The organism is Flavobacterium azooxidireducens (assembly GCF_023195775.1).
In the GTDB taxonomy this organism is placed as follows: domain Bacteria; phylum Bacteroidota; class Bacteroidia; order Flavobacteriales; family Flavobacteriaceae; genus Flavobacterium; species Flavobacterium azooxidireducens.
The window spans coordinates 3,508,232-3,531,253 of record NZ_CP096205.1; the positions used below are offsets into that span (position 1 = coordinate 3,508,232).

The 23,022-nt window shown below is 33.9% G+C and carries 23 protein-coding genes; 9 read left to right on the plus strand and 14 right to left on the minus strand.

From position 1 onward, the window contains the following. Positions 1–517: 517 nt before the first annotated feature. Positions 518–1,300, minus strand: a complete 783-nt coding sequence (locus tag M0M57_RS15155) for a rhomboid family intramembrane serine protease (RefSeq protein WP_248433941.1) — start codon at positions 1,298–1,300, stop codon at positions 518–520. 101 nt (positions 1,301–1,401) lie between these two features. Between M0M57_RS15155 and M0M57_RS15160 the strand changes: the two genes are divergently transcribed. Then, positions 1,402–1,653, plus strand: a complete 252-nt coding sequence (locus M0M57_RS15160) for a hypothetical protein (protein WP_248433942.1) — start codon at positions 1,402–1,404, stop codon at positions 1,651–1,653. Here M0M57_RS15160 and mce read toward each other — a convergent pair whose 3' ends face one another. The 10 genes from mce to M0M57_RS15210 form a co-directional block, all read right to left on the minus strand. Beyond that, positions 1,654–2,064: a methylmalonyl-CoA epimerase gene (gene mce / locus M0M57_RS15165; protein WP_248433943.1), complete on the minus strand. Its 411-nt coding sequence runs from the start codon at positions 2,062–2,064 to the stop codon at positions 1,654–1,656. Positions 2,065–2,092: 28 nt separating this feature from the next. Next, positions 2,093–2,986, minus strand: a complete 894-nt coding sequence (locus M0M57_RS15170; RefSeq protein ID WP_248433944.1) for a phospholipase A — start codon at positions 2,984–2,986, stop codon at positions 2,093–2,095. Between the two features lie 89 nt (positions 2,987–3,075). After that, entirely contained in the window at positions 3,076–3,279 is a 204-nt protein-coding gene (locus tag M0M57_RS15175) for a hypothetical protein (RefSeq protein WP_248433945.1), read from the minus strand. A 128-nt stretch (positions 3,280–3,407) separates the two neighbouring features. Beyond that, positions 3,408–3,704: a thioredoxin gene (gene trxA / locus M0M57_RS15180; RefSeq protein WP_407647444.1), complete on the minus strand. Its 297-nt coding sequence runs from the start codon at positions 3,702–3,704 to the stop codon at positions 3,408–3,410. A 10-nt stretch (positions 3,705–3,714) separates the two neighbouring features. Continuing rightward, positions 3,715–4,077, minus strand: coding sequence for a rhodanese-like domain-containing protein (locus M0M57_RS15185; RefSeq protein ID WP_248433946.1), 363 nt, complete (start codon positions 4,075–4,077; stop codon positions 3,715–3,717). A gap of 18 nt (positions 4,078–4,095) precedes the next feature. Beyond that, positions 4,096–5,499 carry an MBL fold metallo-hydrolase gene (locus tag M0M57_RS15190; RefSeq protein WP_248433947.1) on the minus strand — a complete coding sequence of 468 codons (1,404 nt, stop codon included), beginning with the start codon at positions 5,497–5,499 and terminating at the stop codon, positions 4,096–4,098. 125 nt (positions 5,500–5,624) lie between these two features. Continuing rightward, positions 5,625–7,040, minus strand: coding sequence for an MBL fold metallo-hydrolase (locus M0M57_RS15195; protein ID WP_248433948.1), 1,416 nt, complete (start codon positions 7,038–7,040; stop codon positions 5,625–5,627). Between the two features lie 57 nt (positions 7,041–7,097). Further along, positions 7,098–8,075, minus strand: a complete 978-nt coding sequence (locus tag M0M57_RS15200) for a YeiH family protein (RefSeq protein WP_248433949.1) — start codon at positions 8,073–8,075, stop codon at positions 7,098–7,100. Between the two features lie 7 nt (positions 8,076–8,082). Next, positions 8,083–8,886, minus strand: a complete 804-nt coding sequence (locus M0M57_RS15205; protein ID WP_248433950.1) for a sulfite exporter TauE/SafE family protein — start codon at positions 8,884–8,886, stop codon at positions 8,083–8,085. 64 nt (positions 8,887–8,950) lie between these two features. Next, entirely contained in the window at positions 8,951–9,580 is a 630-nt protein-coding gene (locus M0M57_RS15210) for a Crp/Fnr family transcriptional regulator (RefSeq protein ID WP_248433951.1), read from the minus strand. A gap of 90 nt (positions 9,581–9,670) precedes the next feature. Here M0M57_RS15210 and M0M57_RS15215 point away from each other — a divergent pair, with 90 nt between their 5' ends. The 3 genes from M0M57_RS15215 to M0M57_RS15225 all read left to right on the plus strand — a co-directional run bounded on the left by M0M57_RS15215 (position 9,671) and on the right by M0M57_RS15225 (position 12,300). Beyond that, positions 9,671–10,429, plus strand: coding sequence for a dienelactone hydrolase family protein (locus M0M57_RS15215; protein WP_248433952.1), 759 nt, complete (start codon positions 9,671–9,673; stop codon positions 10,427–10,429). A gap of 40 nt (positions 10,430–10,469) precedes the next feature. After that, the gene (locus M0M57_RS15220; RefSeq protein WP_248433953.1) at positions 10,470–11,492 is read left to right on the plus strand and encodes a M28 family metallopeptidase; all 1,023 of its coding nucleotides are present in this window, start codon (positions 10,470–10,472) and stop codon (positions 11,490–11,492) included. 76 nt (positions 11,493–11,568) lie between these two features. After that, positions 11,569–12,300: a sulfite exporter TauE/SafE family protein gene (locus M0M57_RS15225; RefSeq protein WP_248433954.1), complete on the plus strand. Its 732-nt coding sequence runs from the start codon at positions 11,569–11,571 to the stop codon at positions 12,298–12,300. Between the two features lie 49 nt (positions 12,301–12,349). Here M0M57_RS15225 and M0M57_RS15230 read toward each other — a convergent pair whose 3' ends face one another. Next, positions 12,350–12,682, minus strand: coding sequence for a YegP family protein (locus M0M57_RS15230; protein ID WP_248433955.1), 333 nt, complete (start codon positions 12,680–12,682; stop codon positions 12,350–12,352). Positions 12,683–12,871: 189 nt separating this feature from the next. Here M0M57_RS15230 and recG point away from each other — a divergent pair, with 189 nt between their 5' ends. The 4 genes from recG to pheT all read left to right on the plus strand — a co-directional run bounded on the left by recG (position 12,872) and on the right by pheT (position 19,207). Beyond that, positions 12,872–14,977, plus strand: coding sequence for an ATP-dependent DNA helicase RecG (gene recG / locus M0M57_RS15235; protein WP_248433956.1), 2,106 nt, complete (start codon positions 12,872–12,874; stop codon positions 14,975–14,977). Between the two features lie 133 nt (positions 14,978–15,110). Next, a complete protein-coding gene (locus M0M57_RS15240) occupies positions 15,111–15,974 on the plus strand; it encodes a bestrophin family protein (RefSeq protein WP_248433957.1) in 864 nt (287 codons plus the stop codon). 167 nt (positions 15,975–16,141) lie between these two features. Next, on the plus strand, positions 16,142–16,669 hold the full coding sequence (locus tag M0M57_RS15245) for a hypothetical protein (protein ID WP_248433958.1): 528 nt from the start codon (positions 16,142–16,144) through the stop codon (positions 16,667–16,669). Positions 16,670–16,786: 117 nt separating this feature from the next. Then, positions 16,787–19,207 (plus strand): phenylalanine--tRNA ligase subunit beta, encoded by a 2,421-nt coding sequence (pheT, locus tag M0M57_RS15250; protein ID WP_248433959.1) that lies wholly within the window; start codon positions 16,787–16,789, stop codon positions 19,205–19,207. Between the two features lie 69 nt (positions 19,208–19,276). On the opposite strand, the gene M0M57_RS15255 is transcribed toward pheT, so the two are convergent. Together M0M57_RS15255 and rpsA are read right to left on the minus strand one after the other, a co-directional pair. Beyond that, positions 19,277–19,846: a fasciclin domain-containing protein gene (locus M0M57_RS15255; RefSeq protein ID WP_248433960.1), complete on the minus strand. Its 570-nt coding sequence runs from the start codon at positions 19,844–19,846 to the stop codon at positions 19,277–19,279. A 166-nt stretch (positions 19,847–20,012) separates the two neighbouring features. Continuing rightward, positions 20,013–21,788: a 30S ribosomal protein S1 gene (rpsA, locus tag M0M57_RS15260; protein WP_248433961.1), complete on the minus strand. Its 1,776-nt coding sequence runs from the start codon at positions 21,786–21,788 to the stop codon at positions 20,013–20,015. Between the two features lie 346 nt (positions 21,789–22,134). Between rpsA and M0M57_RS15265 the strand changes: the two genes are divergently transcribed. Further along, on the plus strand, positions 22,135–23,022 hold the full coding sequence (locus M0M57_RS15265) for a L,D-transpeptidase (protein ID WP_248433962.1): 888 nt from the start codon (positions 22,135–22,137) through the stop codon (positions 23,020–23,022).

Genomic DNA, 23,022 nt, shown 5'->3' on the forward strand with positions numbered 1-23,022 from the left:
GAAAGTTGAAAATTCATTAAAATAAAAAAGGTGAAATTGCTTTCACTCTTTTTGCCTTCGCTCTCTGTTATGGAGCGTATTTCACAATTCTAATCTTATTAGAAATTAAATTTCCCCTCCCTCTCTAAAGTCTTCTTTGATAGCAACAGGTCTAAGAGTCTATAACTTCGCTACCTGCTCTGTGAATAGCGGAGATTGCTTTGCCAGTTCGCTATTGCTCGTGTCCTACGTAATGACAAGATTGAGTGAAAACTGTATCTGATTCCGAAAGCTTTCAGAGCGACTGATAACTGAAAACTGCAAACTGAGCACTGCTCCCCTAGCCCTGATTGGAATGGAAAGCCTTGTGAAGTATTGTTGTATTTTTTCTTGGCGAAAAAGAGCGACCTTGGGAGCTACTTTTTTGCCTTAGAAAAAAACAACAAGACAAACAAGCTTGGAATGGAAAGCGGGAATAGCTTGTGAAAAGATGGAAGATGGAAGATGGAAGATGGAAGATGGAAGATGGGAGCTTAAGTTAGTCTGAATAATTTTTAAAATGATTGGTGATTTGGCGGTTGTTGTAGCGGTTGGCGTTTCTGTTTACGGGAATGTATTGTTGGTTGATGTGTTTCATTTTGGGGTAATAGAAGCGGAAATAGATTCCGCTCAAGATGCCAAAAAGGAATCCGCCGATGTGGGCAAACCAAGCGACACCGCTTTCTTGAATTGGGTTTTGTGAAGCGACATAGACATTAAAAAATTGTTGTGCTATCCAAAACAAAAGGAAAAGAAAGGCGGGAACGCTAAAGATTTTGATGATAAAAAGCATTTTAATTTTGGATTTTGGAAACATAACCAAATAGCATCCGAGGCAACCTGCTATGGCTCCACTTGCACCTAAACTTGGGATGATTGAATTTGGTGCAGAAAGAACGTGTGCTAAAGCGGCGGTTAATCCGGCTAGTAAATAGAATACTAGAAATCGTTTTCTTCCGACGGTGGATTCGATGTTGTCTGCAAAAATCCAGAGAAAAAGCATGTTTCCTATGAGGTGCATCCATCCGCCGTGCATGAACATGGATGTAAAAAGTGTACTATATATAGGTATTGGTCCCGGATAATGCGGAACGCCTTGGATGTTGCCGACCAAATCGACTCCTTTTGTTATTTCGTAGGGAACTGTGCTGTAGGAATAGGTGAAAACTTCGCTTGGAATCTGCAGAAAAAAGAACACGGCAATGTTTATCGCAATGAAAACATAACTAAAGATAGGAAATTGTCCGCCTTTGACTTGGTCGTCGCCTATTGGAAAGAGCATATTTGTTTTTTTATCAAATATAAAAAATTGTTTTTTGAACTTTTGAAAAAAATTTCTTTAAAAAAAGTTTTTTGGTATCTTCGTCGGAAAATAAAACCAGTTTGAAACTTATTAAATTTTTGGCCTTAGCGGAAAAACAACAATATGAAATTCTTTTTGATAAAGGAGTTGTTGTTGCTGAACGCAATGGAAAACCTGTAATTAAAAAACTCTACAGTTTAAATACTTTTTTTGTAGAAGTTCATTTTCATTTTGGTACGGAAGAAATTCTGTTTAAAAAAGTTTTTAAAGAAGGTGAATTATTAGACAGTTATTTGAGTGAATTTAAGTTGGTTTTACCAAAAATCAATTGATTATACATTTTTATTCTCGCAAAGTTCTAACAAAACGCCATGTGTAGCTTTTGGATGAAGAAAAGCAATGTCTAATCCCTCTGCTCCTTTTCTGGGTGTTTTGTCGATTAATTGAACGCCTTTTTGATCTAATTCGTTTAGATTTTCTTCGATGTTTTTTACTGCGATGGCTAAGTGGTGAATTCCTTCGCCTCTTTTTTCTATAAATTTTCCGATTGGTCCGTCGGGATCGGTAGATTCTAACAGTTCTATTTTGGATTGACCAATCATGAAAAAAGCAGTTTTGACTTTTTGTTCTTTTACTTCTTCGATGTTGTAGCATTTGAGTCCAAGCATGTTTTCGTAAAAAGGGATTGCTTCTTTTAGACTTTTTACGGCTATACCGATGTGTTCGATGTGTGATAAATTCATAAAAGTAGTTTTTAAATTAATTTTAATTTTACCAATTGGCGAATGAGATTCCGATTCCGAGTGTGGTTTGGCTGTGATTGTAATCGACTAACGTTTCGCCGTATCCGTGGAAAAATTGAAAGTGTCCACGTAAATGTCCTTTCATTGGGAAAACGTAGTTTAATTGTATGCTTCCGCCCTTGATTCGGTCGAATGGATGTCTGACAATGGTGTAAAATTCATGACGGTTATAGGAATAAGCCGCAGTAATTTCACCATTTCCAACGAATTTTGTGATGGTTGGGTTTTCATCATCTGTGTCTGAGGAACGAATCCATGGATTTAAAGAGACAATCCAGTTATTGTTTTCATAACCTAAATGAAAAATTATTCTGTTCCAACTTCTTGACAGCGGAAAATCACGACCGTTTGATTCGTGGTTAATTGAAACACCTGTTGAACGAAAATGTCCGCCAAACGCTTTGATTTTTAATGGATAGACAAATATCAATTCCGGTTCATAATTGAGTTCTCGGAATGCTCTTGACAAATCTTTGTTATAAATTTGCCAATACGCTTTTTGTGTATACGCTAGCCAAATATCTGCTTTTCCCCAAAACAAACCTTGAAGTAATTTGGTTTTGAAACTCAGTTGAAATTTTGCTTCGTAGCGGTTAAAATCTTGTGTTTCTGTGGCAGAATATTCAGGATTTTCACTGTAAGGTTTTTCATTTGGGTCGCTTGACCATCGTCCGGCTGAAATATAGATTGGTTTATAAGAAACTAATCGAAATGTACCTTTTTTGTGAATGGAGTCGAGTTCCCATTGTTGTGAATAGGATTTGGAAATAATATCTGTTTGCACCATTGGCTCTTCGAGTGTTTGACTAATTGAAGTCAACGAAAAGCCAAAAAGCAAGCAAAAAATCGTAAGCAATTTCATAGAACGTTTTTTTTTCGAAAGATAGGTATTTTTGTATAAAAAAAGTGTCAAATTTCTTTGACACTTTAAGTACTAACATTAAATGTTAATTATGATTTAGATTCTGCTTTTTTAGAAGCACAACAAGCTTTTTTCTCGCCAGTTGCACAATCTTTTTTCTCTTCTTTAGAGCAAGCAGCTTTTTCAGTTTTAGCTTTGTCTTTTTTCTTTTCTTTGTTTTTTGGATCTGTTGCCATAGCATCTGCAGTTACAAAAAACGCGGCTACAACTAATAATGAAACTAATTTTTTCATGATATACGATTTTAAGAATTAACGATTTATTATTACAAATATATAATTTATTGTGATACTTTGACAAAAGCCAACATTTTTTAATGCAATTTTAAGATTTAGACTTATTCTTTAGAAAAAAATCAATCTTAACTATTATTTTGAATTATTTTGATAATTTCTTGTTTAGAAAGAACTCCCGATTGTCGCCAAAGTTGTTTGCCATTTTGAAAAAGCATCATAGTTGGCACACCTCGCACTTGGTATTGAGCTGCTAATGGCTGATTTTTATCAACATCTATTTTGATAATTGAAATATTTTCTCCCAGTTCATCTTTCACTTCCTTTAAAATTGGAGCTAACATTTGACACGGTCCGCACCAAGTGGCAAAAAAATCAACCAACACGGGTTTGGGAGAATTGATTATATCTATAAAACTTGACATGATAATATTATTAATTCCAGTTCATGTAACCACCTTGCAAATCGACTATTTGAGTAAAACCTAATTCTACCATTTTCTTGGCAGCTGTTTGGCTTCTAGCACCGCTTCTGCAATAGATGTAAACAGGTTGGGTTTTGTCTAACTTTTGGATTTCGGTTTCAAAATTAGCATCATTTACATCAATATTTTTTGCTCCTTTGATGAATCCATCAGCGTATTCTTGTGGCGTTCTAACATCAATGAGTTGAACATTTTCTTTAGTAATAACTGTTTGAAATTCAGATTTTTGAACAACTTTAATTTTAGAATCTTTTTGGGACTGACAAGAAAATGTAACAAATGCGAATAGAAAGATCAAAATTATTTTTTTCATACTGATCATTTTTTTAAATTATAAAGTACTTGGACAAACGTAGGCCGTTCTTTTAATTTCGGTTTGTTTTATAGCAGCGTAACCACCTTTTACATCAATAACATTGTGATAACCTCTCGCTTTTAGAATAGATGCAGCAATCATACTGCGGTATCCGCCGGCACAATGCAAATAGAAATCTTTTTCTTTTGGAAATTCACTTAGATGTTCGTTTAGGAAATCCAGCGGAGTTGATGGCACATCGACAATGTGTTCAGAGGCATATTCGCCTGGTTTTCTTACATCGAAAACGGGAACATTTTCTTTAATTTTTTCTTCTAAAACAGCAGCATCAACAGAAGTTACGGTGTCGTATTCCATACCGGCTTTTTTCCAAGATTCAAAACCACCTTTTAAAAAGCCTACAGTATTATCGTAGCCAACGCGGGCTAAACGGGTGATTGTTTCTTCTTCTCGACCTTCGGGAGTTACCAACAAAATAGGTTGCTTGTAATCTAAAATTAACGCACCAACCCATGGAGCAAATTGTCCGTCGATACCGATAAATATCGATTTTGGAATATGTCCTTTGGCAAAATCGTCTTGGTGACGAACATCTAAAATTAGTGCATCCGTATCATTTGCAACGGTTTCAAACACATTTGGTTCAAATGCTTGAGCTTCTTTGATGATATTTTCTACATTTTCGTAGCCTTCTTTGTTTAGTTTAACGTTCATTGGGAAATAAGCCGGTGGTGGTAATAAACCATCGGTTACTTCTTTCACAAATTCTTCTTTTGTCATATCTGCTCGCAAAGCATAATTGGTTGCTTTTTGATCGCCGATACTTCCAACAGTTTCTTTGCTTAAATTTTTTCCACAGGCAGAACCGGCTCCGTGTGCAGGATAAACAATGACATCATCAGCTAATGTCATGATTTTGGTGCGAAGACTATCAAATAACAATCCTGCTAATTGTTCTTGTGTCATATCGGCGGCTTTTTGAGCTAAGTCGGGACGACCTACATCGCCTAAAAACAAAGTATCACCGCTAAAAATAGCATGATCTTTTCCGTTTTTATCTTTTAATAAATAGGTTGTACTTTCCATTGTATGACCGGGCGTGTGCAAGGCAGTAATGGTGATTTCGCCTAACTGAAATACTTCGCCATCTTTAGCAATATGAGCTTTAAAACTCGGACTAGCATTAGGCCCATAAACAATTGGTGCTCCTGTTTTTTCGGCTAAAGTAACATGACCGCTGACAAAATCGGCATGAAAATGAGTTTCAAAAATATATTTGATTTTCCCGTTTACTTTTTCTGCCTTGTCAATATAAGGTTGCACTTCTCTCAATGGATCAATAATAGCGATTTCACCTTTGCTTTCAATAAAATAGGCTCCTTGAGCTAAACACCCAGTATATATTTGTTCTATTTTCATACTCTTTAATTTTGTGTAAAATTATACTTCAACAACCAAAAAAGTTGTAACAATAGTTACAAAGATAAGAAATAAAAAAAGCCTAAATCAATCAGTTCAGGCTTTGACAAAAATTTATGATTGTTTTATAATAAGGTGGATGGGCAAACGAATTCTGTTGTTGGTATTGACGTTATCTTGATTTCTGAAAAACCTCCGACAACATCTGAAAAATTTGAAAAACCATTTTGCTTTAAAATAGAAGCGGCTATTATACTTCTATATCCTCCGGCACAATTTAAAACGAATGGTTTATCTTTTGGAAATTCATTTAGACGTTTAGAAATTTCATTTAACGGAATATTGATTGCATCAATTACATGTTCTGCATTGAACTCACTTTTCTTTCTAACGTCTATTAAAAGTTTATTATTATTTTGAATTTCGTGCGATAATTCTTGAGCAGTAATTCTATTTATTAACTCTATTTTTTTATTTGCATTTAACCAAGCATCAAAACCACCCTCTAAATATCCGATGGCATAATCATATCCAACTCTTGAAAGGCGAATGATGCTTTCTTCTACCTTGCCGGGATAAGTTATGAGAAGAATTTTTTGTTTGATATTATCGATTAATTCTCCCACCCACATGGCAAAATTACTTTCCAATCCGATGTTTAGGCTATTTGGAATGAATCCTTTTGCAAAATCTTCAGCTCTACGAGTGTCAAGCAAGAGAATATCTTTATTTGCTGAAAGTTTTTCAAAATCGTCTAATGACAGAGCAATTTTTCCTCTGTGCATTATAGTATCTAAACTTTCATACCCTTGAATATTCATCAATACATTTTTAGGAAAATAGACTGGCGGAGTTGTTAAACCATTTAATAACTCGTTCACAAATTCGTCTTCTGTCATATCAGGTCGAAGAGCATAGTTAGTTTTTTTCTGATTTCCTAAGGTATCAGTCGTTTCTTTGCTCATCATTTTTCCGCAAGCAGAGCCGGCTCCATGATTAGGATAAACGATTAAATCATCGGAAAGAGGCATGATTTTGTTTCGAAGCGAATGAAAAAGCATTCGAGCCAATTTATCTTGCGTTAAATCTGCAATCACATGTTGAGCCAAATCGGGTCTGCCCACATCGCCAATAAAAAGAGTATCACCGGAAATTATTCCATGTTCTTTCCCGTTTTCATCAATTAATAAATAGGTTGTGCTTTCTAGTGTATGTCCGGGCGTGTGAAGAACTCTAATAGTATAATCACCAACTTTAAACAATTGATTATCTTCTGCTACCAAAGCATCAAAACCTGGTTTTGCAGTTGGTCCGTAAACAATTTTTGCTCCTTCTTTTTGAGCCAAATCTAAATGTCCGGAAACAAAATCGGCATGAAAATGCGTTTCAAAAACATACTTAATTTTAGCATTGTCTTTTTTTGCTCGATCAATATAGGGTTGAACTTCACGAAGTGGATCAAAAATAGCTGCTTCACCTTTATTTTCCACATAATAAGCAGCATGTGCAATACAGCCTGTATAAATTTGTTCTATTTTCATTGTATTAAAAATTTTGATAAAAATAGTCTCCAATAAAAAAACACAAAATGATATTTATCAGTTAATTACAAAGAATATCCCAAGAAGAATCAATATAATTTGAAATAAAAAAATCAGAAAACCGTAGAATAATCCTTTCTTTCCGGATTGAATTAGGGCTGAAAAACTTACTTTCAATCCAATTGCTGTCATTGCGACAGTTAATAATACTTTACCAATTTCTGAAGAAAAATCAATAAAACTTTGTGGAATTTTAAATAATGAAACAAAAACAGTTATTAAAATAAAACCCCATAAATACCAAGGTAGCTGAAAATAGCTTTTCCAATTTTTGCCTTTGTTGTCTTGGGTTAAGAAGGAAAAAAAGATTAAACCGGGAGAAAGTAATGCAACCCGAGCTAATTTTATGGTTAAGGCTTGATCTCCAACATCAGGTGAAATGGCAAAAGCTGCTCCGGCTACATTTCCAACAGAATGTAGTGTTCCTCCTAAAAGCAAACTTATTTCTGTGGTTGAAAAAGAAAAAAGTGTTAGAATTAATGGTAAGAAAAGCATTCCTAACGTACCAAATAAGTTAACTACTGCCATAGCAACGCCAACATCTTCTTTATTTTTATTTAAACTTGGAGCTAAAGCGGCAATGGCACTGGAACCACAAATGGCGGTTCCAAAACCAACCATCCAACCAACTGTGCTAGGACAATTCATTTTTTTGGAAAGAAAAACACTAAAAATTAGTACTGCAAAAACAACGACTGCAACCAACAAAAAGCTTTGCCAACCAATTTTTCCCATGTAAGAATAATTGATACCAAAGGCTAAAAAAAGTATCGAAAATTCTAAGACATTCGAACCTGTAAGACTTATCCCGGGAGATAATTTTGATGGTAGTTTAAAGAAATTTCCAATTACAATTCCTAACAACAATCCAATTAAAATGCTGTTTAAAAAAGGAAAAACAGTACTTATTGTCAATGCAAAAGCCGCTATTAAAATAGTAAAAAGAATTCCTGAAAATGCGGTTTTAAAAATCATACTACAATTATAATACTAATTCTTTAACTAGGATATAAATTCCCATGAAAAGAACAAACCAGCCAAAACCGGTTTTCAATTTGTTTCCTTCTATTTTTTTGGAGAGAAAAATTCCGATGAAGATTCCAATTATGGAGGCGATTGTAAAATAGGATAACAAACTCCAATCGATTGGCTGATCACTTTTTAAATCGCCTAAAAAACCTATAAGTGATTTTGCGGCAATAATAAAAAGTGACGTTCCAACAGCTAATTTCATTGGCATTTTGGCAAATAAAACTAAAGCAGGAATGATTAAAAATCCGCCCCCTGCTCCTACTAAACCTGTTAAAACTCCAACCGCTATACCTTCTACTAAAATAAGTGGAAAATTGTATATTAAAGGTAAATTTTCATCAATTTTTACTTTTGATGGTTTTATCATTGAAACTGATGCCATCATCATAACAATGGCAAACAAAATCATTAAAGCGATAGGTTTGGTAAATTCAAACATTCCAACAGTAAAAATTACATCAGGAATTATTGGAACCAGAAATGCTCTTGTTAAGTAAACTGCTGCTATCGAAGGAATTCCGAAAATTAAAACGGTTTTAAAATCAACTTTTTTAAGAATTGCACTTTTTATTCCGCCGACCAAAGCAGTTGAACCTACAATAAATAAGGAATATGCTGTGGCCAAAATAGGTTCAACAGCCATAATATAAACTAATATTGGAACGGTTAAAATGGAACCTCCGCTACCGATTAACCCCAGTGAAATTCCGACTAGAATTGCAAGAAAATATCCTAAAATTTGGGCTGATTCCATTATTATAATTTTCATCAAAAGTAAAGGTCAAAAATCGATTACTTTGTAACTTTTGATACATTGTTTATTTCAATAATTCGATTGAAGCACGATGAAGTCTGATTCTTCCATCGTTTTCTGACGCTTTTAATAACCTTGAAATTACGACTCGAGAAGTGTGCAAATCATAGGCAATTTCTTGATGTGTAGTATGAATTTCTTTAGATTGATTAATTTTAGATTTGTCGATTAAATAATTCATTAATCGTTCATCCATGTTCATAAAAGCCAAATTATCAATAGCATTTAGCATTTCTTTTAAACGATTGTTGTAGCTGTTAAAAACATAATTTCGCCAACTTTTATATTTGCCCAACCATTCTTCCATTTTGTGCACCGGAATCATGATTACTTTTCCGTTAGTTTCGGCAACGGCACGAATTTCACTTTTGGTTTCGCCCATGCAACAAGCCATAGTCATGGCACAGGTATCGCCTTTTTCTATAAAATATAGAAGCAATTCGCCTTCATCAAAATCTTCACGTAAAATTTTGATAGCTCCTTCAATGAGTAATGGCATTTTTTTGATATAGTCGCCAAAATCAATTAAAACATCGCCTTCACTAAAATCTCTAAGTAAGGAAACTTCTGCTATTTCATCTATTAAATTATCTTCAAAAATAAAACCGTACGTTGTCTTTAAAAGTTCTTTCATTATTATTAATTGAATTTTGAATCATAAAATTACACTAATTATTACATTTTCTTAAAATTAAATAACGAAATTTGAAATAAAAAATCAATTATGAAACAACTATTTGGCTTACTGTTATTTGCACATTTTTCAATGAATGCTCAAATACAATCAGTTGCATATAAAGACGGTAATCAAAACCTGAACGGATTTTCTTCCAAACCCAAAAAAGCAAATGCAGACAATTCAGGAATTTTGATTTTACCGGCTTGGATGGGAATTGACGACCATTCCAAAGAAGTAGCCCAACAACTCGCAGACTTAGGTCATTATACTTTTATTGCTGATATTTATGGAGAAGGAAATTATCCTAAGAATAGTTCTGAAGCCGGAAAGCAAGCTGGTTTTTATAAAAACAATATTTCCGATTATCATCGAAGAATTCAATTAGCCCTCGACCAACTCATTAAATCAGGAGCCAAAAAAGACAAAATAGTAGTAATAGGTTATTGTTTTGGCGGAACCGGTGCTTTAGAAGCCGCTCGTGCCGGATTAAACGTAAAAGGAGTTGTTTCTTTTCATGGTGGATTGGGCAAAGCGGAAGACAGAATTATTTCTGAAATTAAACCAAAAGTTTTAGTGCTTCATGGTGCAGATGATCCGTTTGTATCTGAAAAAGAAATCCTTGCTTTTCAAAAAGAAATGAGAAATGCTAAAGCTGATTGGCAAATGATTTATTATTCCGGTGCTGTGCATTCTTTTACAAATAAAAAAGCGGGAAACGATAATTCTAAAGGTGCGGCTTATAATGAATTGGCGGACAAACGTTCATTTGTTCACTTTTTATCTTTCTTGAAAGAAATATTTTAAACCTACTTTACTATATTTGTCAATCTAATATGATTAAAAAATGAAAAAAATAGTTCTAAATTCTTTTGTTTTGGGATTTTTGTTAGTGGGATGTTCCTCTAATAAAAATAGTGCTAAAGCAACTTCACCTGAAAAGTATTTAACCGAAATTAAAGCCGAAAATTTAAGCAAACACCTTTATATTGTAGCTTCTGATGAAATGGAAGGTCGAGATACCGGAACACCCGGACAGAAAAAAGCCGGCGAATACTTGATTAATCAATACAAAGCGATGGGAATTTCTTTTCCAAAAGGGGCTACCACATTTTATCAACCAATTCCGTCTGAATTTTTCAAAAAACAATTTAGTCCAAAATTAGGTGATTCAGAAAATATTTGGGCATTTGTTGAAGGTTCTGAAAAACCGGATGAAATTTTAGTTATTTCGGCTCATTATGATCATGTTGGAATGAAAAACGGGGAGGTCTATAATGGTGCCGATGATGATGGTTCAGGCACTGTGGCTCTTTTAGAGATTGCTGCCGCTTTTCAAAAAGCTAAAAAAGAAGGTAATGGACCAAAACGTTCTATTTTATTTTTACATGTAACTGGTGAAGAGCATGGTTTACATGGTTCTCGTTTTTATGCAGAAAATCCATTATTTCCAATTGCAAATACTATTGCCAATATTAATATTGATATGATTGGAAGACGTGGTTATGAAAAAGAAGACAACGATAATTATGTATATGTAATTGGTTCTGATCGTTTGAGTACCGATTTACATCGTATTTCAGAGGAAGCAAACACAAAGTATATTGGAATGGAATTGGATTATAAATACAATGATTTGAATGATCCAAATCGTTTTTATTACCGTTCAGACCATTATAATTTTGCCAAAAAAGGAATTCCTGCTATTTTTTATTTCAACGGAGTTCATGATGATTATCACAAAGCAACTGATACACCTGATAAAATTGATTATCCATTGCTAGCCAAAAGAACTAAATTGGCTTTTGCAGTAGCTTGGGAATTAGCCAATGCCGATGAAAGACCAAAAGTGGATAAAGACGGAAAATAGTTTTTTATCAAAATAACTAAAAAACGCAAAAGCAATTTTGCGTTTTTTTTGTACCTTTAAGTAGATATTCAGCATCATGGAAATTGACAAAACCCTTTGGTTTTTATTGCTTACACTAATTGCAGAAATCATCGGAACCATTGGCGGTTTTGGCTCTTCCGTATTTTTTGTGCCTTTTGCAAACATTTTCTTTGATTTTCATACCGTTTTAGGAATCACAGCGATTTTCCATTTGTCGAGTAACTTATCAAAAATATATTTGTTTAGAAAAGGATTAAACAAAAAATTAATACTTCAAATTGGAATTCCGTCTGTAATTTTCGTGATTATTGGAGGCTTTTTAAGTAAATTTTTTGAAAGTCAAATTTTAGAAATTGCATTAGGTATTTTTCTAATCGCTCTTAGTTTATTGTTTTTGATTAAAGACAAACTTGTCATCCCGGCAAAATTCAAACAAACTGTTCTGGGAGGTGCTCTTTCAGGATTTTCAGCCGGTTTAATTGGAACCGGTGGAGCTATTCGAGGATTAACAATGGCTGCTTTTAATTTAGAAAAAAGCGTTTTTGTAGCAACATCGGCAGCAATTGATATGATGATTGATTTATCACGAACTTTTGTTTATTACAGCAACGGATATATTACTAAAGACATATTGATATATATTCCGTTTCTATTCATCATCGGATTTGTTGGTAGTTGGATTGGTCAAAAAATTTTAAAATATATTTCACAAGATTATTTCAAACGAATTTCACTATTTCTGATTCTAATTATTGGAATATTTTCACTCTATCAAAGCTTAAAATAAAGAAGCCCTGAGATTTCTCAAGGCTTGGTTGCTATAGTATGTACGGTGGTTATTCTAAATCTTCTTTTACATCAGCATCAGGAGCATTTTTTGTCACAGAAGCAATTCCGTTTTCACGAGCTGCAACTGATTCATACATTTCGCTGTTGCCAATGATTTGTCCGTTTGTTGCTTTTAAGTTAAAATATGGTTTTCCATTTTTTGATTCTAAACGATCAAAACGTTTATCGTCTTGAGAGTTTTTTCTAACCGATTCAATTCCGTTTTCACATGCAGCTTTTGTTGTATATCCTTCACTCGCCAAAATTACTTGACCATTTCCGGCTTTTAATACAAATTGAAATTCTCCATTTTTTCTTTTACTAATTACAAATGATCCCATGTTAATTGTTTTAAAAATTATTGAAATATAAAATTAAGAAGATATTTTAACATTTCATATGATTTTTATGTGAAATTATCAACAATTCTCTCGTTTTTCAGTAGAATTAAAACTACAAATTTCAAGTATTGATAATTGAAACTATTTCATCTTTCAAATTCCACCACAAAAAACTATCTTCGCTTTGAAATGAATGATATTCTGCAAACTCCAATCGAATACCTAAAAGGTGTTGGTCCTTCTCGCGGTGAAATGCTACGGAAAGAACTCAGCATTCATCGGTATGGTGATTTGTTGACGTTGTTTCCCAATCGGTATATCGACCGAACGCGTTATTACAAAATCAATGAATTACAAGCAGGAAATACTGAAGTTCAAATCGTTGGAAAAATCATTCACATCAAAACAATTGAACAAAAAAAAGGACGAGGTCGATTAGTTGCCACGTTTGTAGATGACACAGGGGAAATGGAATTGGTCTGGTTTCAAGGTCAGAAATGGATTCGTGAAAGTTTAAAACTCAATTCCGTCTATGTCGCTTTTGGTAAAGTAGCTTCCTTTTCCAACATATTCAATATGGCTCATCCGGAATTAGAATTGTTGGAAGAGCACAAACAAAGTCTGCGTTCGGCGATGCAACCTGTTTATCCTTCTACTGAAAAATTGACGCAAAGAGGCATTTCCAATCGCACTATTAACAAGATGATGCAGCAATTGTTTGTGGAAACACAAGCTCGTTTTACAGAAACCCTTCCCTCCTATTTGTTGGATGAATTAAAGTTGATTCCGAAGAATGCAGCGTTGTTTAATATTCATTTTCCAAAAAGTCAGGAATTGTTGGCAAAAGCTCAATTTCGTTTGAAGTTTGAAGAATTGTTTTTTATTCAATTACAATTAATCACCAAAAACCTCATTCGAAAACATAAAATCAAAGGTCATCCGTTTGGAAAAGTGGGTGATTATTTTAATATTTTTTATCAAAATCATTTGCCTTTTGAATTGACGAATGCTCAAAAACGTGTGCTGAAAGAAATTCGAAATGACTTAGGAAGCAATGCTCAAATGAACCGATTATTGCAAGGTGATGTAGGTTCGGGAAAAACGATTGTGGCTTTAATGTGTATGCTCATGGCGTTAGACAATGGTTTTCAGAGTTGTTTGATGGCTCCCACGGAAATCTTGGCTACACAACATTTTAATGGTTTAACGGAGTTAGCTAAAAACTTGAATATCAATATAAAATTACTCACCGGTTCAACTAAAACTTCAGAACGAAAAATTATTCATGATGCGTTAGAAAATGGTGAATTACACATTATTATTGGAACACATGCTTTGCTGGAAGATAAAGTTCAATTTCAAAATTTAGGTTTAGCGATTATTGATGAGCAACATCGTTTTGGAGTGGAACAACGCTCGAAATTATGGAAGAAAAATGATATTCCGCCACATGTTTTGGTGATGACAGCAACTCCAATTCCGAGAACATTAGCGATGAGTTTGTATGGCGATTTGGATATTTCTGTGATTGATGAGCTACCTCCGGGACGAAAACCCATTCAAACCGTGCATCGTTATGATTCGAACCGATTGAAAGTGTGGAAATTTTTGAAAGATGAAATTGCAAAAGGTCGCCAAATTTATATTGTTTATCCGTTGATTAATGAAAGTGAAAAATTAGATTACAAAGATTTGATGGATGGTTATGAAAGTATTTCAAGGGATTTTCCATTGCCACAGTACAGCGTTTCCATCGTTCACGGACAAATGAAAGCGGCAGACAAAGAAGAAGAAATGCGACGTTTTGCTGCCGGAAAAACCAATATTATGGTCGCCACAACAGTTATTGAAGTCGGTGTAAATGTTCCCAATGCGAGCGTAATGGTCATTGAAAGTGCTGAACGATTTGGCTTATCTCAGTTGCACCAGTTACGAGGTCGTGTGGGACGTGGTGCTGAACAAAGTTATTGCGTTTTAATGACGAGTCACAAACTGAGTGATGATTCCAAAATCCGTTTAGAAACGATGTGTCGCACTAACGACGGATTTGAAATTGCCGAAGTAGATTTAAAACTTCGCGGACCCGGCGATATTATGGGAACGCAACAAAGTGGCGTGTTGAATTTACAAATCGCTGATTTAGTTCGCGACCGAGATATTTTACAAATTGCTCGCCACGAAGCCATCAAATTATTGAAAAAAGATGCTTCAATGACCTTACCGGAACACCAAACGTTGCGAATGGTTTTTATGGAAATGAGTAAGAAGAAGAATATTTGGAATTATATTAGTTAGTTTACAGTTGGGAGTTGGGAGCTTAAAATTGAAAATTTATTCTCCTCAATCAAAAATTAAAATTTCTTCTCTACATTTACACTTTCAAACCAATCACCCGTTACTCTTAACTCTTAACTCATTACCGAAACAAATGGTTCAATACAACCCGAAAGACTGGATTACTTTTATTTTCAAATTTCATAAATCTGATACATTTCGACAATTGATTCCGATGATGATTTTTATCGGACTATATACTTTTAGTGTTGGTTATTTGGAATTAGAATATTGGAAAATGTCTGAAAAAAGTCATTTGAGCAACATCACCATCATGCACAATATGTTGGGATTTGTGATTTCATTATTGTTGGTTTTCAGAACAAATACAGCGTATGATCGCTGGTGGGAAGGTAGAAAACTTTGGGGCGGACTTGTGAATAACAGTCGAAATTTAGCCATTAAACTTCGAGTAATTTTAAAAGAAGAAAGTGATCGTGAATTTTTTAGAAAATTGATTCCGGGTTATGCATCCATTTTGAGTAAACACTTAACAGACGAAGAAACCAGCAAACAACTCTATGGAAATGTTGATTTAGAAATTGATCATCACAAACATAAACCCAATCAAGTGGCAAAAATGCTATTTCAAAAAGTAAATGATTTGTATGAACAGAAAAAAATTTCCGGTGATCAACTTATTATATTAAACAGCGAAGTTCAGTCGTTTACAGAAATTTGTGGAGCTTGTGAACGTATCAAAAACACTCCTATCCCCTATTCCTACAGTGCTTTTATCAAAAAATTTATCTTTTTCTATGTCATGACTTTACCGTTTGGTTATGTTTTCAGCTTAGGGTATTATTCCATTCCGGTAGTTATTTTTATATTTTATGTATTAGCAAGTTTAGAATTAATTGCCGAAGAAATTGAAGATCCATTTGGTTTTGATGCGAACGATCTTCCTATAGAAAAAATCGCATCCAATATCAAAAAACACGTAGAAGAAATCCTTTAGATCATAATAATTAAACTAATTTTGAGTTACTTAACGAGAAAAGTGTGTTTTTGAACGATTTTATTTTTGTATCACAACTCTTGCACTTAGCTTAGCACCATCAACTAAAAGCTTGCCCGGCAATTAGTTGACTAGATCCCAAGTCTAACACAAAAAACTTAACCAACATGAAAAAAATTACACTAGTAATTTTTACTGCATTTCTGACGCTTAATTGTAGTAAAGACGATTCGTTTAACGAAGAACAAACGAACCTTGCACTACTTTCTTCCAAAAAAGATACTGCTTTAAAATCTGAAGTGAATTATGAAATCGTTGATGATCAATCTAAATCGATTGGTGAATTGTCTATATATCACGATGAAACCACGATTTATATGATTTGTAAATCAAATACTAACATTTCTATTTCGGAAGCTGATTTATATTTTGGAACTTTTTCTAAAATTCCAAAAAGTAATGATAAAATTGAAGTACTTCCTTCATACAGTTTCAAATCAGGACCACAACAATCGGAAAATATCTTTACAATAGAGAAAAAAGATTTGAAATTTGATAAAAATGGTTGCATTTACGTGTCAACACATTTTAAATTTACAGCTATCGATTCTGATGAAATTAAATCTGCAAATTGTGTTTCACAAATTCTTCCCGGAAGCGAAAAATTATCCTATTTTCTGTATTGCATCAACTAAGCATCATAATTAGAAAAAGTTTTCAAAAGGTCGCTAAAATAAGTGACCTTTTTTATTTAAAATTATGCAAAAAGTAATTCATTGATTATCTTTGCCACCTTTAAAAGCTCATAGAAAATGCGTATCTCATACAATTGGCTCAAACAATTTATTAAATTAGATTCCTCTTCCGAAGAAACAGCTGCGTTGCTAACCGATTTAGGTTTAGAAGTAGAAGTTGTAGAAAAATATCAATCTGTAAAAGGTGGTTTAGAAGGAATCGTGGTTGGCGAAGTAAAAACCTGCGTGCAACATCCTGATGCTGACCGTTTAAAAGTAACTACTGTTGATTTAGGTGATGGGAATCCAATTCAAATTGTGTGTGGTGCTCCCAATGTTGCTGTTGGTCAAAAAGTTCCTGTAGCAACTATTGGAACGAATTTATTTGATAAAGAAGGAAACGAATTTCAAATTAAAAAAGGAAAAATTCGCGGACAAGAAAGTCATGGAATGATTTGTGCCGAAGATGAATTAGGTCTTGGCGAAAATCATGACGGAATTATGATTTTAGATGATTCATTACAAGCAGGAACTTTGTTTTCTAAAGTAATGAATATTGAAGACGATGAAGTTTTCGAAATCGGTTTAACACCAAACAGAGCCGATGCCATGTCGCATTGGGGTGTAGCCCGAGATTTACGTGCAGGTTTGGTTCAAAAAAATGTTCATCCTGAATTGATTACGCCTTCAGTAACGAGTTTTAGAGTGGATAAAAGAACTTTAAAAATTGATGTAGAGGTAAAAGATATCAAATTAGCCCCACGTTATTGCGGTGTTACTATTTCAGGAATCACGGTGAAACCTTCTCCGGATTGGTTGCAAAATCGTTTAAAAGCCATTGGTTTAACTCCAAAAAACAATATTGTAGATGCTACTAATTATGTTTTACACGAATTAGGTCAACCGCTTCATGCCTTTGATGCCAACAAAATTAACGGAAAAATTATCGTAAAAACGGTTGAAAGTGGAACAAAATTCAAAACCTTAGATGATGTAGAACGAATTTTACACGAAGAAGATTTAATGATTTGTGATGAAAAAGGTCCACTTTGCATTGCAGGTGTTTTTGGTGGGAAAAATTCAGGCGTAACCGAAAATACGGCAAACATATTTTTAGAAAGTGCCTATTTTAATCCGGTTTCTATTCGAAAAACAGCTAAAAGACATGCGTTGAGCACCGATGCTTCGTTTCGATTTGAACGTGGAATCGATCCAACAATTACAGAATACGCTTTGAAAAGAGCTGCTATCTTAATCAAAGAAATTGCCGGTGGTGAAATTACATCGGATATCATCGATATTTATCAAAAGAAAATTGAAGATTTCACAGTTTTATTGAACTTCAATAAAGTAAATAAAATTATCGGTCAGGAAATTCCAAAAGAAATCATCAAGAAGATTTTGGTTTCTTTAGATATTAAGGTAAATAGCGTTTCCGATGCCGGTTTAGGCTTAACAATTCCTGCGTATCGTGTGGATGTGCAACGTGAAATTGATGTAATTGAAGAAATTCTTCGTGTGTATGGTTACAATAATATTCAGTTTTCAAAAAAATTGAATGCAACCGTTGCCAATTCAGGAAGAACCGAAGATTATAAAGTTCAAAACATCATCGCTTCACAATTAAATTCGGTAGGTTTTCATGAGATGATGGCGAATTCGTTAACCACTCCTGATTATGCAAAATTATCAGAAGATTTGAATGAAGAATTTAATGTGATGATGCTAAATCCGTTGAGCAATGATTTATCGGCGATGCGTCAATCATTATTATTTTCAGGTTTAGAAGCTGTTTCATATAATATTAACCGAAGAAATGCTGATTTAAAATTGTTCGAATTTGGTAAGAGTTATCATAAAATGCCTTCCGGTTATGAAGAAAGCAAACATCTTTCTTTATTTGTAACTGGTAATCGTCAAGCTGAAATTTGGACAACTCCACAAAAATCAAGTGATTTCTTTTTATTTAAAGGATATGTTCAATCCATTTTGACTCGACTTTCTTTTGGGAAAACACAAACTGTCCCGGTTTCAAATGATGTATTTAACGAAGGAATAGCCATTGCCATCGGAAATGACATTTTGGTTGAATTTGGTACAGTGAAGAAATCTATTTTGAAATATTTCGACATCAAACAAGAAGTTTTTTATGCCGATTTTAATTGGAATTTGATTTTGAAAATGATTTCAAATAAAATTAAATTTCAAGATATTCCGAAATATCCTGAAGTTCGCAGAGATTTGTCGCTGCTATTAGATCAAAATGTTACGTTTGACAAACTATATTCAATTGCTCGTCAAACGGAGAAAGTTTTGTTGAAAGACATTAACCTTTTTGATGTGTATGAAGGAAAAAATCTTCCGGAAGGAAAGAAATCGTATGCATTGAGTTTTGTTATTCAAGACACAACCAAAACACTGACGGATGATCAAATTGATAAAATAATGAACAAGCTTCAGCAAAATTTTGAAAAAGAGCTAGGAGCTGTTTTGAGATAATAAAAAAAGACCACAACTATAAAAATTGTGGTCTTTTCCATTTAAAACAAAAATCAAATCAACATGCTTTTATGATTTTGGTGTTACAACTGCATCAATAACGTGAATCACGCCATTAGATTGATTTACATCTGCAATTGTAACTTTCGATTTCCCTCCATTTTCATCCATCAAAATAACATCTTTTCCACTCATTGAAGCATATAATTTTCCACCACTCACGGTTTTAAACTCTGCTTTTCCATTTCCGTCTTTTATTGCCAACATAATATCTTTTGCACTAAACTTTCCTTGTAAAACGTGATACGTCAAAATTGTTTGTAAGGTTTTTAAATTTTCCGGTTTAAGTAAGGTTTCAACTGTTCCTTTTGGCAATTTATCAAATGCCGAATTGGTTGGTGCAAAAACAGTAAATGGTCCTTTTCCTTGTAAAGTTTCAACTAAACCTGCTGCCTTAACAGCTGCAACCAATGTGGTATGATCTTTAGAATTCACTGCATTTTCAACAATGTTTTTACTCGGATACATTGGAGCTCCACCCACTTGAACCGTTTTTTCTTTGGTTTGTGCAAAAGTTGATGTTCCAATCATCATTGCAAACGCAACTACTAAAGTTGCTAAATTTCTTTGTGTTTTCATAATAGCTTTTTTAAGTTATAAAGTAAGTTACGCTGATAAAGAAATTTTGGTTTTCAATTACTTTCGATTTAACATTAGTTTGGTTACTGTTTATCGTTTAAAATAATTGCAAAAAAAAATCCCCTTGCTTTCACAAGAGGATTTTAAAATATTTAGTTAAGAAATATTATTTCTCTCCTTTTTCCATTTTAGCTTTAAGGTCAGCTAAAATTTGGTTGTTTTCTCCAAGAGTTTGAGCAGGAGCGTTCGTGTTGTTATTCGCAGCAACAGATTCTGAAGCAGCTTTCACGTTTTTCTCTTCTTCTTCTCTAAAGATGGATGTGTGCGAAGCAACAACTCTCTTAAATTCTTTATTGAATTCAATTACTTTGAAGTCAGCAGCATCACCTTTTTTCAATTTTTTACCATCTTCTTTTTCTAAATGACGAGTTGGTACGAAAGCAACAACATCATCACCAAAATCAACTGTTGCACCTTTGTCAACAATTTCAGCGATAGTTCCGTTATGAACAGTTCCTACAGCAAAAGCATCTTCGTGCTTATCCCAAGGGTTTGCAGTAGTTTGTTTGTGACCTAAAGATAATTTACGTCCGTCAACATCCAATTCTAAAACAACAACATCTAACGTCTCACCAACATTGATGAATTCTGATGGATGTTTGATTTTTTTAGTCCAAGATAAATCTGAAATATAAATTAAACCATCGATACCTTCTTCTAATTCTACGAAAATACCAAAGTTTGTAAAGTTTCTAACGATACCGTTATGTTTAGAACCAACAGGATATTTAGAAGTGATATCAGTCCAAGGATCTTGCGACATTTGTTTGATACCTAACGACATTTTTCTTTCGTCTCTGTCTAATGTTAATACAACAGCTTCTACTTCATCACCAATTTTCATAAAATCTTGAGCCGAACGTAAATGCGTTGACCAAGACATTTCTGAAACGTGGATTAAACCTTCAACACCTTCAGCAACTTCAATGAAAGCACCGTAATCAGCGATAACTACTACTTTACCTTTCACTTTGTCACCTACTTTCAAGTCTGCATTCAATGCATCCCAAGGGTGAGCGTTTAATTGTTTTAAACCTAATTGGATTCTTGTTTTCTCATCATCAAAATCAAGAATTACAACGTTTAATTTTTGATCTAATTCAAGCACTTCGCTTGGGTGATTGATTCTTGACCAAGAAAGGTCAGTAATGTGGATTAATCCATCAACACCACCTAAATCAATAAACACACCATAAGAAGTAATGTTTTTAACAACACCTTCTAATACTTGTCCTTTTTCTAATTGACCAATGATTTCTTTTTTCTGAACTTCGATATCAGCTTCGATAAGAGCTTTGTGAGAAACTACCACGTTTTTGAATTCGTGATTAATTTTTACCACTTTAAACTCCATCATTTTGTTTACATATTGATCGTAGTCACGGATTGGTTTCACATCAATTTGTGATCCCGGTAAGAATGCTTCAATTCCGAAAACATCAACAATCATACCTCCTTTTGTTCTACATTTCACAAAACCGTTTACGATTTCGCCTGACTCATTAGCAGCAATAACTCTGTCCCAAGCCTTGATAGTTCTAGCTTTTCTGTGCGATAAAACCAATTGACCGGTTCTGTCTTCACGAACATCGATTAAAACTTCTACTTTGTCACCCACTTTTAATCCTGGGTTGTAACGGAATTCGTTTAATGAAATAACACCTTCCGATTTTGCATTGATATCAACGATAGCATCACGATCAGTAACACGAACAACAGTTCCCATTACTACTTCGTCGCTGTCAGTTGAAATGAAGGTTTTAGCAACTAACTCTTCAAATTCTCTTAGGTTTTTCTCATCTACAGCATCAATTCCTTCTTGGAAGTTATGCCAGTTAAAGTTTGCTAAAAACGCTTCTTGTTCTTTTAAAATTTCAGACATTCTGAATAAAAATTTGTATTCTGTGTTCTCTTGAGTTTCTTAAAGCGATAGAAAACAGCAGAAGTTGTTTACATAAATAGTTTATACCCAATGGAAACTCTTCTCCGCCAAAAGGTGTGCAAAATTACGAACCTTTTTTGAATATACAAAACTATTTTTGAGGGAATTAGAGTGAAATTTCATTGATTGAAAGATAAATAGTAAGTTTTTATCATTTCTTCAATTAAACAACTCATTTTCAACAACCAAATTCATTTAAAAAAGTTAAAAATTTCCTTATAAATAGGCTATTTTTATTTCTAAATAGTATCTTGTCAAAAAACATAAAAACCCAAAATACAATTTAATGAAGACATATTTTAAATATACCATTTTCTTATTCGCATTCGCCTTATTGTTTTCCTGTCAAGATTCTAAAAATAAAGACGGTGTTGAACGCCCAAAACCAACCCGAAAATATGACAAACCACAAGATTTTACGTATACGATTTGGTCTTTAAAGAATGATTCCGTTCGTAAAGTTTTCAAATCTAAATTTTCAAGTAGTGAAATAACAACAATCGTTTCATTGAATCGTATTGACAAAAATACACTTCAAAAAGCGGATACTTTGATCATTCCCAACAAATTAGATGATGATTTTTTAGCGTATTCTGCTTTTCCGTACACAATAAAAAATTTAAGTGATGTACCAAAAATTGCCATCTTCTCCTATCCTATTCAAGCTTATGGTTTATATGAATACGGCGAATTGGTCAAATGGGGTCCGTCTAGTTTAGGTTCAGAAGCACATAAAACACCAACAGGATTATTTTTTACCAACTGGAAAGGCGAAGAAGTACAAAGCACCGTGGATGATGAGTGGATTTTACGTTGGAATTTCAACATCGAAAATACAGAAGGTGTGGGCTGGCATCAATATGAATTGCCCGGTTATCCGGCTTCGCATTCGTGCTTGCGATTGTTAGAAAACGATGCCAAATGGATGTATGATTGGGCAGACGAATGGATTTTGAAAGATGCCAATACCGTTGAAGCTAAAGGAATTCCTGTATTAGTTTTTGGTGAATATGATTTTGATGGAAAATCCCCTTGGTTAAAATTAGTTGATGAACCAAAGGCGAATGATATTTCGGAAAAAGAATTAGAGAATTTAGTCGAGAGACACCTTTCTGAAATTATGAAAGAACAAGAAAACAGAGAAAAAGTGTTGACCGAAAAACAAGTGGAATAG